The organism is Vibrio sp. TRT 21S02, from assembly GCF_050113675.1.
In the GTDB taxonomy this organism is placed as follows: domain Bacteria; phylum Pseudomonadota; class Gammaproteobacteria; order Enterobacterales; family Vibrionaceae; genus Vibrio.
Window position 1 is genome coordinate 22,346 of sequence record NZ_JBNJOI010000009.1, and the last position, 12,674, is coordinate 35,019.

Sequence of the window (12,674 nt, forward strand, 5' to 3'; positions counted from 1 at the left end):
GGAGTGGGATTATAGCGAAATGGATAAAAAAACGCAGCGGATATGCTGCGTTTTTAGTAACAATGAAGCGTGGCTTACGGCTTAGGAATTGCGGTTCGCCATTTAGGCCAACTTTCTTCCGGTGTTGGATACAAGTAGAAAGCATGACCTGAACGAGCAGGAGATTGCAGGTGTGCATTTTCCGGTGTTCCAAAGGTGATCCCACCTCGGACAATACTATCTAATGTGCCTGCTTTGATGTTTGCTCCAGACAAACCGATCGAAACATCAACGCCAGAGGTATTCCAGAACACACTGTTTTGTCTTACAAGGTATGCGTATTCAGGTTTAATAATAATGGTAGAGATAACGCGATCTGCGAAATCACCTAATTTAACATCCGCAACTTTTCCAACTTCAATTTCACGGTAAAGAACTGGCGTACCTACGGTGACAGAGCCTCGGCTTTCACTTTGAAGGGTAAATTTAACCCCTTTTGTAATTTGAGCTTGATGATGGAGCTCAAACTCACTGTGGGCAGCACCAGTGCCGGGAAGAACATTAATTGATTGCGATAACAAGTTCTGTAAATTCTTCACGCCATCTAAGCCAACTTTTGTCTTGGGAACCCAGAAATAGGAGCCTGCTTTTGCAAGTTTGGCGGCGTACTCCGGCATAATTCGGGCTTTAATCTCCACTTTATCATTTGTAAAGTTTGGAATGACAAGCGTGACTTCACCAACTTTTACACCGTTATATTTGATTGCGGTGCCTTGAGTGATGGTATTTTCACCCTTCGACATTAATGTAATCAGATGGCCAAATTTTCTTGCGGTATTGAAGTCTTCATAAAGTAGCCACTTTCCGTTTTGCTTGTTTTCCACACCCGGTAGGGAGTCGAAGGCAATTCCACCTTGAATCATGGTTTTTAATGGCGCAGCTTTGACACTTACACCAGCAAGGCTCGCGTTCACTTCCACACCGGAGCGGTTCCAAAACACGGTTTGTGCTGTAATTAAGTGCTGGTATTGTTTTTCGATACTTGCGGTGATATAGACGCCGCCATCAACCAAATGGAAGTCTGCCACATTACCCACTTGAAGGTTTCGGTAGAGTAGAGGACTGCCTTTCGAAATTGGTGGAAGCTCATGAGCAAACAGCGTGATTTTTGTTGATCCTGATAGGTTGTATTTGGCTAGCTCAGCTAGGGATTTACTTTGGAATAGACGGTATTCTTCCAGTGCGCTATTACTGCCTTCACTAACAAAGCTGATTGAACCAGTTAAAAGCTGTTTGGCTGGTGGAACAGTAATATTAAGTCCAGATTCAGTGAGCTCAGCGCTTGCACTGCCTGTCACAAAGAATCGGTTCTGTGACTTGATAAGATGAGCGTACTGGTTGTCAATGAGTGTGTCGAATCGAACCTTATCACCATCAAGTGAAACCTTAGTGATTGAACCAACAGTGATCCCTCGGTAGAGAATATTTGCCCCAACATCTAAACCAAATGAGTTATCAGAAACCAAGCTAACGCTTGTTGAGCGAGCTTGTTGCTTAGCGAAATCATTTTTGCGGACGGCAGTGAAGTATCTTGAACGGTCACCTTTACCCGGTACGAGTGTTAGGAAGTTACCTTTGACTAGATTGGATAAATTTTCTACCCCAGAAAGAGAAACTTTGGCTTCTTCGAGGATAAATCGGCTGCCTTTATTTAACATATCGTTAAATGCAGGTTGGATTGCTGCTGAAGCGATGATTTCTTTACGACCTTCACTGAGTTGCAAATCAGTCACTTGGCCAATTTCAATGCCGCGATACATGATCGGTGCACCTGAAGCACTAATTTGGTTTTCATCAGGTAAGGTGATTTTGATTGGAATACCGCGCCCAGCTGTTTTCAAATCTCGGTAGAGGCGAAATTGAGTATTATCTGCGACTGGTTGGCCGTCATCAGGAGAGTCAACAGCGATAGAGCCACCAATGAGAGCACTTAGGCTTTCAAGACGCACGTCAACGCCTTCGAACCCAATTTGCGCACCGATGCCACTGACGTTCCAAAAACGGCTTTCGTCGGTAATGATCTTACGATATTCATCTTTGATTGATGCTTGAATAATAACGCTCTTCGCATCGTTATTTAGCTGATAGTTGTATACTTCACCGATAGGGATCTTTTTGTACACAATCTGAGAGCCGACGGATATTCCACCAAGGTCACGTGCTTTCAGCGTAATGTTGAGCCCATTTTTAGTTAGAATGTCTGAAGGAGCACGTTCAAGAGCATGGAACACCGTTTCTGGCTCCGACTCTTCGGCTGAATCGCTTGGTTGAATGGCAATATAGTTACCCGAGACAAGCGTATCAAGGCCGGAAATACCCGATAAACTTGCGGTTGGCTTAACCATCCAAAATCGAGTTTCTTTTGAAAGCAATTTAGTCGCTTCAGGGTAGATATCGGCATCGACATAGATGCTTTCCAGATCTTCAGTCAGGTTAATTTCTCTTACCATCCCAACTTCTAAACCCTGATAGCGAATGGTCGTGCGACCAGCCACCAGCCCTTGCGCATCTGAGAAGTAGATTTGAACTCGTTGACCTGCGTCATGAATGGCCTTTGCCACGAGCCAGCCAGCCAGTAGCATCGTTAATATCGGGAGAATCCACAATGGAGATATGCCACGATTTCGTTTGATATCTGGCATATGGGATTTTTGGTTAGAAGATTGGTTACTCATTCAAAGTCTCTTCTTTTTCTGACGGTTGGGGATAGTTATCCCAAATAAATCTTGGGTCGATACTTTCAGCAGCAAGCATTGTAAGAACGACCACCATGCCAAAGGCTACGGCTCCGTATCCCGGCGTAAAGTCGAGTATTTGGCCTCTGTCGAGCAGGGTCATCATAATCGAGATCACAAACAGATCCATCATTGACCATTTACCTATCCATTTCACAAGGAAATAGATGGTCATGCGTTGTCTGTGGTATACCGAACGTTTGAATTTAATTGCGAGTAAGATGTAAGCCAAACCACAAATTTTAGCGACAGGGACAACGATACTTGCAACAAAAATAATGATAGCGATGCCTGTCATACCACTTTTTACAAGTGAGGCAACACCGGAAAAAATAGTGTCTTGCAGCCTTTGCCCATTCGTCAGCAACACAGATATGGCGATAAGGTTGGCTGGAAAAATAGCGATGGTAGCCGCGATTAAATAGGCCCATGTTTTTTGTAATGAACGGGGCTTACGGTGGTGAAGAGGGCTGTGGCATCGTATACATTGTTCCCCTTCAGGCTGTGACAGGTGACAGCTATGGCAATGGATTTCTTTCTTTTCGAACTGGTAGTTTTTCTCTTGATCCCAAGCTTCCCAATATCGCCTTACACTGACGCGACTGAGTAACAATACAGTAAATAGTTGCAGTAATAATAAACTGTATAACCCAGGCCCAACAAAAATATCGGAATAATCTTGCAGTTTAAAACAGCTGATAGCCACGCTCACTAAGAAAACATCAATCATTACCCAGTGTTTGAGGTGGTGGACTGTTTTTAGTGACCATTTGAGTAACTTGAAAGAGCGTATTTTAAGTGCGAAGTGCGCCCCAGTAACCGAAGAGCAGACCAAAAATGGTGCAATAGAGCTACAGAAAATAATGAGTAGAGATAGGAAGTAGAAACCTTCCTGAAGTAGGGTGAATACACCCGATGGGAGTGTTGCCGGTATCATCACTCCAAATAAACGAATTTTAATGAAATCAAAAAAGTGCGCTGGGAATAAAAGCAAAAGACAGGTGATGGATATTGCCAAGTTACCTGACAAGGATGGGCTGCCACCTCGATAGAGTTGGGTGCCGCATCGTGGACAATGAGCGCTTTTACCTTGCTTTACATCCAACACATCAACGGGTAATTCACAACCCTGACAAAGGCGAATGGAGGTAGGTGTGGCTTCATGAGAAACCAAAGGAGAACTATAGCGCTTCATAGTGCTGAAGCGCCTAAATAGATAGTTACATTGTCACAATTAAGCGTGAGATTGTGCACTGCCGTATAAGGTTTGATATAAGCCTTCTTGTTCAACTAGCTCTCCATGTGTACCAGCCTGACTCACTTGACCGTCTTCTAGTACATAAATTAAATCTGCTTGTTTTACCGCTGAAAGGCGGTGCGCCACAATCAATGTGGTTCTACCTTTCAAAAACTCCGATAGGGCTGTGTGTAAGGCTGCTTCTGTTGCAGTGTCCAAAGCGGAAGTTGCTTCATCTAGAATAACAAACTGAGGATTGCTCAAAATCATTCGAGCGATCGCTAAACGTTGTCGTTGACCACCAGATAGACGGATACCGCTTCGTCCTATTTGTGTATTAAGCCCATCACTCAGTTGAGTGATTACATCTTGCATTTGCGCAACTTCTAACGCTCGCCACAATTCAAGATCGCTGTAGTCGGAACCTAAGGTCAGATTATGCCTCAGGCTATCGTTAAATAGTATAGGTTGCTGTAATACGACAGCTATTTTATCGCGAATAATATCAAAAGTGATATCGTCGCTTGTTTCACCGTTGAAGCGAATTAAGCCTGAATCAGGTCTATAAACACCAATAAGTAGTTGAATTAATGTGGACTTACCACCACCACTTGCCCCGACTAATGCCACCTTCTTTCCTGCAGGAATAGTTAAGCTGAGGTTATTTAGTACTTTATGATCTTGGTTGTAGGAGAAATTTACGTTTTCTACTCGAACATCGACCTCTTTCTCTGGAGAGAACGGGTTCACTTTGCTATTAGGCCGGTACTCTTCTTCCAACTCCAACAGAGTATTGATTCTCGTTAACGCAGCTTTTGCACTATACCAAGAAAACTGGATACTTAAGATCTCTTGAACAGGACCGAGCATAAACCAAAGGTATCCAAAGACCGCAAAAATCTGGCCAATGGTTAAGTCGCTAAATAATACCATCAGCATTGCGACGGCTCGGAATAATTCGAAGCCTAGCAAAAAGAGTAAAAATGAAACCCGTCCCGCCGCTTCAGACTGCCACGCATATTTGTCTGCATCGGAGCGAATTTGGTCTGCATGAGCATTTAATTGGTTGAGAAATTCACGCTCTTTGTTTGCAGCGCGCAGCTGATAGATACCATCAAGCGTTTCAACTAAACGATTTTGAAAACGCTCGAAAGACTGGTTTTCTCTCTTTTTTAAGTGTTTAACCTTATTCCCAAGTTTGCGTGAGAAGTAGACGACGATTGGGTTGACCAGCAAAATGAACAGACCTAACCGCCATTCTAACCAAAGCAACACAGCAGCGGTGCCAATAACGGTTAACAGACTGATCAGAAATTTGCTTAATGTTGAGCCAATGAACTGATCAATTGTTTCGATGTCTGTAACCAAGTGGGCGTTGATACCACCGCTTCCTCTCGTTTCATATTGGCGAATACTGATCTTACCAAGCTTCTCGATCATTTTCTGACGCATACGACAGGTAATGGTTTTGGAAACAAGTGTAAACTGGCGGCTTTGTAGAATATTTAATGCTTGGCTAGCGCTACGCATTAAGATGACGAGGAAAAGAGTAAAAAAGATATATCCGGTTGGTGTGTGCCATGAAGCTGGGAGTACAGCATTCATGATTTCCAACCCAGTAGCGGGTTGGTTTAGTAGCACTTCATCAACCATTAATGGCATCATTAATGGAATCGGGACACTGATAAGCGTCGCGATGATGGCGATGATATTCGCTCCAATCAGTTTGCGCTTGTGTAATTTCACTTGTGTAATCAGCCAAGAGCGGCTAATTGTGTTATCGTTTTTATTCATTACTTAAATGAGAATGCTTAGTATTTAATGTCTGCGAGGGATTGTACGCACATCCGGCATGCAAGTCTCTCGTTTTCAAATGGAAGTTATTATGAAAATAGAGCATTACCAGCGCTTAACCAAGCAGGCTTTAGCATTGCTGGAAGATGAAACTGACTTAATCGCTAATTTATCTAACTTGAGCGCTTTGCTAAATATGGAACTCGAAGATCTCAATTGGGTTGGTTTTTACCTGATGAAAGAAGATGAGCTTGTTCTTGGTCCTTTTCAGGGGAAGCCAGCTTGTGTACGAATTCCTGTAGGTCGAGGTGTATGTGGTACTGCTGTCGCGTCTAATCAGGTGCAGCGTGTTCATGATGTGCATGAGTTTGAAGGTCACATTGCTTGTGATGCTGAAAGTAATTCTGAGATCGTGATTCCTTTTTCATTAAAAGGCACCGTTGCTGGAGTGCTCGATATAGACAGCCCAAAAGTTGGCCGATTCTCACAAGTTGATGAAGAAGGACTGACATTTTTGATGAAGGAAGTAGAAAACCTGCTTAATTCACACGCTATCAAGGCATAAATTAACCTTTCCCTGTGGTTTTTCGCTTGCAGGTCACTATAATACCTGAAATATTTATCTTAATGCTCGCGGAAAGGCCGCTATAACCAGGAATCCTCATGGAAAACACTGAAAAGTTAAAAAACAGCAAAGAAGTTATCGCATATATTGCTGAATGTTTCCCTAAGTGCTTTACTTTAGAAGGTGAAGCAAAACCACTTAAAATTGGTATTTTTCAAGATCTTGCGGAGCGTCTAACCGACGACCCGAAAGTAAGCAAGACACAGCTTCGTGCAGCGTTAAGACAGTACACTTCATCATGGCGTTACCTACACGGTGTTAAACCGGGTGTTGTACGTGTTGATCTAGATGGTAACCCATGTGGTGAACTTGAAGCAGAACATGTTGAACACGCGCAAACTGCACTAGCTGAAAGTAAAGCAAAGGTGCAAGCTCGTCGTAAAGAGCAAGCACAGAAGGCTCGTGAAGAAGGTAAGGCGAAAGCGAAACCAGCTAAAAAGCCACAAAACCGTCGCCCACAAGCGAATAAAGCACCAAAGGCCAAACAGCCAGTAGAAACACGTGCACTTAATGCTGATGAAATTACCATTGGTAACGAAGTGAACGTGAATATGGGCAAAGGAAATATGGCTGCGACTATCGTTGAAATTAATAAGGAAGATGTGCGCGTTCAACTGACTAACGGCCTACAAATGGTTGTTAAAGCGGAGCACCTGCGCGCATAAAGGAGATACTCCTACGCATGAAATGCCGTTCAAAAATGTCGCTGATTGCTGCTAGCCTATGGCTAGCAGCGTCTTCAGCTCACGCCGTTGATGCTAAAATCAAACTAGAGGACCTTCCGGTTCTTGTTCCTGAAGCTCAACACCAGACTGCTAGTAAGCGAGTTACTTCTCGTTTTACCCGTTCTCATTACAAACACTTTTCCCTTGACGACAAGTTTTCTCAAGCCATTTTCGAGCGTTATATCGAAATGTTGGATTACAATCGAAATGTGTTTACGCAAGCTGATGTCAATTCGTTTAATAAATACGCGGTTGCTATTGATGATCAATTGAAATCTGGTGATAACCAGATCGCATTTGATGTGTACAATTTATCAATGAAGCGTCGTTATGAACGCTTTAAATATGCGTTATCGTTACTCGACAAAGAAATGTCGTTTGATATCGATGAGTCCATCCAGCTCGATCGTAGTGAAGCGAATTGGCCGAAAGATAAAGCAGAGCTTGATGAGTTGTGGCGTAAGCGGGTGAAGTATGACGCGTTGAATCTCAAACTGACTGGCAAAGACTGGAAAGAAATCAAAGAGATTTTAGGCAAACGTTATAACAACGCATTAAAACGCTTGAGCCAAACGCATAACGAAGATGTATTTCAGCTCTACATGAATGCGTTTGCGCGTGAAGTCGATCCTCATACCAGTTACTTAAGTCCTCGAAGCGCAGATCAATTCCAAACAGAAATGAATTTGTCTTTAGAAGGGATTGGTGCTGTATTGCAAATGACGGACGATTATACCGTTATTCGTTCATTAGTTGCTGGTGGTCCTGCTTCTAAGAGCAAGCAGCTCGCTGAGGGCGATCGCATTATCGGTGTTGGTCAAGAAGGCGAAGAGCTTGTTGATGTCATTGGTTGGCGATTGGATGATGTTGTTCAGCTTATCAAAGGGCCTAAAGGTACAAAAGTTAACTTGCAGGTGCTACCTGAGGGTAAAGATGCGAAGGCGGAAGTGATTACGCTGATTCGCGACAAGATTCGACTGGAAGATCGCGCCGTTAAATCTGAAGTCTTTGAGAAGGACGGCAAAAAGGTTGGTGTCTTAGAGGTACCAAGCTTTTATGTTGGACTAGCAAAAGATACAGATAAACTGATCACTAAACTTAAATCAGATGGTGTTGAAGGCATTATTGTTGATTTGCGAAATAACGGTGGTGGTGCATTAACAGAAGCGACTGCATTATCTGGACTGTTTATCGAGAGTGGTCCTGTTGTGCAAGTCCGTGATAGTTACGGCCGGGTTAATGTTAACAGCGATACCGATGGCAAAATCAGCTACACAGGACCGCTAATGGTCTTGGTTAACCGTTATAGTGCTTCGGCTTCAGAGATTTTTGCGGCGGCAATGCAAGATTACGGTCGTGGCATTATTTTGGGTGAGAACTCATTTGGTAAAGGAACCGTACAGCAACATCGTTCTTTGAATCATATTTATGACCTGTTTGATAACGAATTAGGCTATGTTCAGTATACGATTCAGAAGTTCTACCGTATTAATGGTGGAAGTACACAGAACAAAGGTGTGGCTCCGGATATTGCATTCCCTACAGCAGTGGATCCAAGTGAAACTGGTGAAAGTGTGGAGGACAATGCATTACCGTGGGACAGTATTGATCATGCCAAGTATCTTAAGTTACAAGGTAACGAAGCACTTATTGGCAAACTGACGGCTAAGCATCAGGTACGAATTGCTAAAGATTTAGAGTTCCGATTTATTGCTGAAGATATCAAGCGCTACAAAGCAGAAAAAGACGACAATATGTTGTCTTTAAATGAAAAAATGCGCAAAGAAGAGAGTGATAAAGCGGATGATGAACGTTTAGAACGCATTAACCAGCGTCAAAAAGCACAGGGACTGAAAGCCTTTAAAACGCTTGATGACGTGCCAAAAGACTATGAAGCACCAGATGCGTATCTGGATGAGTCAGTTGCGATTATGGTTGATATGATTCGTTAATCTCTAACTTATTGAAATACAAAGCGAGCTTATATAGCTCGCTTTTTTTATGCCAATAATTAATGTGATTTAGATCGAAAATTTAGCGTTATTCAGAACGGCAACCTACGCTTAAAAGGTAAGTGAGGGATGCGCTATGAGATTCATTATTATTGTTTTAGCTTGCTTAAGCTTTTCGCTTTCAGCGAATGACACAAAGAAAAAGAATGATTTAACACAATTTGACTCGCCATTCTTGATTGGGGATTGGTATTTGATAAATCCAGAACCTGAAAAGTCTTCTGAGAATTTTTTGGCGATCAAATTAACACTGGACTCAAACTATAACTTCAAGATCGATATCCAGAAGAAAGATTATAGTGTGGATCATTGGGAAGGGCTCTACACTGCAAACGAGAATACAATTATCTTGGGAGTGGATTCATCAGAACCACAACTGTATGAATACTCAGTCAACCACAACTTGCTGAATCTGAATGGTGTAACGTTTACTAAAGCGTTATCCAACTCATTAGCAGGGATCTGGTCAAGTAAGCACCTTTCTGGCGAGGATATCCATGATGCACATCGGATGGATTTAGTGTTGCAACCAGACTTTATTTTTATGTTCAAAGTGAGAAATCAATCCGGTGATGAAGCGGTACATAGAGGTGTTTATTACACCGAAGGTAACCACTTGGTACTGCTGTATGAAAATGGAGAGCATGATACTCGCTACACTTTAAACAGTGATACTTTAACGCTAGAGATTGAGGAAGGCGGTATGTACGCAGTCCTAAATAGGATACGTTAACTATCTACAGTTGGATTAAAAAATAGTCAATATGATTGTTTGATAGAGCTTTGATAGCAAAATAACGAGGTATTTAAGGTTTATACCTCGTTTTTTTGCATTTAGAGTTGTAAGCTTCTTTGACATACTTTGTGTTCAGAAGGATTTAGACATGGCTCTAACACCACAAGCCAAATATCGTAAAGATTATCAATCACCAAGTCACACGATTACCGATATCGATCTAACATTTGATTTGCATGATACGGCAACAACCGTCACGGCAGTTTCTAACGTCAAACAAGTATCAGATAAGACCTCACTGAAATTAGACGGTGAAGGTCTTGTATTAAAGCGCGTAGAAGTTGATGGTGAAGAGTGGACGAACTACCAAGAGGCTGAAGGGTGTTTAGAGTTACACCAGTTACCTGAGCAGTTTAATTTAACCATTATTACTGAAATAAACCCTGAAGCGAACACGGCTTTAGAAGGGCTCTATAAATCAGGTGGCGCATTCTGTACTCAGTGTGAAGCCGAAGGCTTCCGCCGTATCACTTATTATATGGACCGTCCGGATGTGCTAGCAAAGTACACAACGAAAGTGATTGCTGATAAAGCTGAGTATCCATTTCTATTAAGTAACGGTAACCGAATTGCAGAAGGTGAACTTGAAGAAGGTCGTCATTGGGTTCAATGGCAAGATCCGCACCCTAAACCAGCTTATTTGTTTGCCCTAGTTGCTGGCGATTTTGATGTATTACGTGACAAATACATCACACGATCTGGTCGTAATGTTGAGCTTGAAATCTTCGTTGATAAAGGGAATTTAGACCGTGCTCCACACGCAATGACATCGCTGATTAACTCGATGAAGTGGGACGAAGAACGATTTGGCCTAGAGTACGATCTCGACATCTATATGATTGTTGCTGTCGATTTCTTCAACATGGGCGCAATGGAGAATAAAGGGTTAAACATCTTTAACTCTAAATTTGTCCTAGCAAATGATAAAACGGCAACAGATACGGATTATTTAGGCATTGAAGCGGTTATTGGCCATGAGTATTTCCATAACTGGACAGGGAACCGAGTGACATGTCGAGATTGGTTCCAGCTAAGCCTTAAAGAAGGTTTAACCGTATTCCGTGACCAAGAGTTTTCTTCTGACCTCGGTTCAAGGGCTGTGAATCGAATTAACAATGTTCGCATTATTCGTGGTCCTCAGTTTGCCGAGGATGCTAGCCCGATGTCTCATCCAATTCGACCTGAGAAAGTGATTGAGATGAACAACTTCTACACGCTAACCGTGTACGAAAAAGGCAGCGAAGTCATTCGAATGATGCACACTTTGCTTGGTGAAGAAGGGTTCCAGAAAGGCATGAAGTTGTACTTCGAGCGTCACGATGGTACGGCGGCTACTTGTGAAGACTTTGTTTCTGCGATGGAAGATGCTTCTGGTGTGGACTTAAAACAATTCCGTTTATGGTATAGCCAATCGGGTACACCAAAGCTAAAAGTGTCGAGTGAATACAATGAACTGGATAAAACTTATTCGCTGACGGTTGAGCAATCAACGGAAGCGACACAAGACCAAAATGACAAACAAGCATTACATATTCCGTTTGATATTGAACTGTATCAAGCAAATGGTGATGTAGTTGAGTTACGTCGTAACAATTCTCTAGTAAACAATGTTTTGAATGTGACTAAAGACAAGCAAACATTTGTTTTTGAAAACGTGAATGAAAAACCAATTCCATCAATGCTTAGAGAATTCTCAGCACCAGTCGTTATGGAATATGATTACAGTGATGAAGAGCTGACTTTCCTAATGGTTCACGCGCGTAATGAATTTGCGCGATGGGATGCAGGGCAGATGCTCTTGGCAAAATACATTCGCAGTAATGTACAAGCCGTTCAAAATGATGAACAATTTGATTTGCCAGACTCTGTTATCGATGCATTCCGCGGTGTTCTATTAAACGAAAACCTCGAACATGCGTTCATCGCGGAAATGTTATCGCTTCCAAGTCACAATGAAGTTTTCGGTTGGTATAAGCAAGTTGATGTTGATGCTGTAGCATCCGTCCTAAAGTCAATCAAAGTTAAATTGGCAACTGAGCTGGAAGACGAGTTCAGTGCAATTTACCACAGCTTGAAACAAGCGAACTATTCGATAGAACACTCAGCAATTGGTCAACGTTCGCTACGTAACACCGCACTTTCTTATCTTGCGTATACCGAGCAAGGAAATCAGTTAGCGAAAGCTCAATATGAGCAAGCAAACAATATGACAGATACGATTGCCGCAATGTCAGCAGTGAACAGCGCACAGCTTGAATGTCGTGAAGCGTTGATGGCAGATTACAGTGCAAAATGGAAACATGATGGTTTAGTCATGGATAAATGGTTTGCGTTACAAGGTGCAAACCCTTCAGAAGATGTTTTGGATGTTATTAAACAAACGATGGGCCATGAAGCATTCAGTTTGAAAAACCCAAATCGTACGAGAAGTTTAATTGGCTCATTCTTGAATATGAACCCTGTTCGTTTCCATGCGAAAAGTGGTGAAGGTTATAAGTTCGCGGGCGAAATTCTACGTGAACTTAACAGCAGCAACCCACAAGTGGCGTCACGTTTAATCGATCCATTGTTGAAATTCCGCAAATATGATGAAGAGCGTCAAGTTCTCATCAAGGCTGAGTTGGAATCACTGAAAGCATTAGATAACCTAGCTAAGGACTTGTTTGAAAAAGTGTCTAAAGCATTAGAATCTTAAAATATGACAGCCGGTA

General features: G+C 42.4%; 8 protein-coding genes. 5 read left to right on the top strand and 3 right to left on the bottom strand.

Annotated elements, in window-relative coordinates; all coding sequences use genetic code 11:
* Window positions 1–74: 74 nt before the first annotated feature.
* Genes ACQEXU_RS13050 through ACQEXU_RS13060 form a run of 3 tightly spaced genes read right to left on the bottom strand, consistent with a single transcriptional unit; the run spans window position 75 to window position 5,805 of the window.
* On the bottom strand, window positions 75–2,714 hold the full coding sequence (locus ACQEXU_RS13050; RefSeq protein ID WP_427011139.1) for an MlaD family protein: 2,640 nt from the start codon (window positions 2,712–2,714) through the stop codon (window positions 75–77).
* A complete protein-coding gene (locus ACQEXU_RS13055) occupies window positions 2,707–3,969 on the bottom strand; it encodes a PqiA/YebS family transporter subunit (protein WP_427011140.1) in 1,263 nt (420 codons plus the stop codon). The genes ACQEXU_RS13050 and ACQEXU_RS13055 overlap by 8 nt, the downstream gene beginning before the upstream one ends.
* A gap of 39 nt (window positions 3,970–4,008) precedes the next feature.
* Window positions 4,009–5,805 (bottom strand): ABC transporter ATP-binding protein, encoded by a 1,797-nt coding sequence (locus tag ACQEXU_RS13060; RefSeq protein ID WP_427011141.1) that lies wholly within the window; start codon window positions 5,803–5,805, stop codon window positions 4,009–4,011.
* A gap of 91 nt (window positions 5,806–5,896) precedes the next feature.
* Here ACQEXU_RS13060 and ACQEXU_RS13065 point away from each other — a divergent pair, with 91 nt between their 5' ends.
* The 5 genes from ACQEXU_RS13065 (at window position 5,897) to pepN (ending at window position 12,658) form a co-directional block, all read left to right on the top strand.
* The gene (locus ACQEXU_RS13065) at window positions 5,897–6,370 is read left to right on the top strand and encodes a GAF domain-containing protein (RefSeq protein ID WP_427011142.1); all 474 of its coding nucleotides are present in this window, start codon (window positions 5,897–5,899) and stop codon (window positions 6,368–6,370) included.
* 98 nt (window positions 6,371–6,468) lie between these two features.
* Window positions 6,469–7,095 (top strand): RNA chaperone ProQ, encoded by a 627-nt coding sequence (gene proQ / locus ACQEXU_RS13070; RefSeq protein ID WP_427011143.1) that lies wholly within the window; start codon window positions 6,469–6,471, stop codon window positions 7,093–7,095.
* A 17-nt stretch (window positions 7,096–7,112) separates the two neighbouring features.
* Entirely contained in the window at window positions 7,113–9,107 is a 1,995-nt protein-coding gene (gene prc, locus ACQEXU_RS13075; RefSeq protein ID WP_427011144.1) for a carboxy terminal-processing peptidase, read from the top strand.
* A 136-nt stretch (window positions 9,108–9,243) separates the two neighbouring features.
* Entirely contained in the window at window positions 9,244–9,900 is a 657-nt protein-coding gene (locus ACQEXU_RS13080) for a hypothetical protein (protein ID WP_427011145.1), read from the top strand.
* Between the two features lie 151 nt (window positions 9,901–10,051).
* Window positions 10,052–12,658, top strand: coding sequence for an aminopeptidase N (gene pepN / locus ACQEXU_RS13085; RefSeq protein ID WP_427011146.1), 2,607 nt, complete (start codon window positions 10,052–10,054; stop codon window positions 12,656–12,658).
* Window positions 12,659–12,674 lie beyond the last annotated feature (16 nt).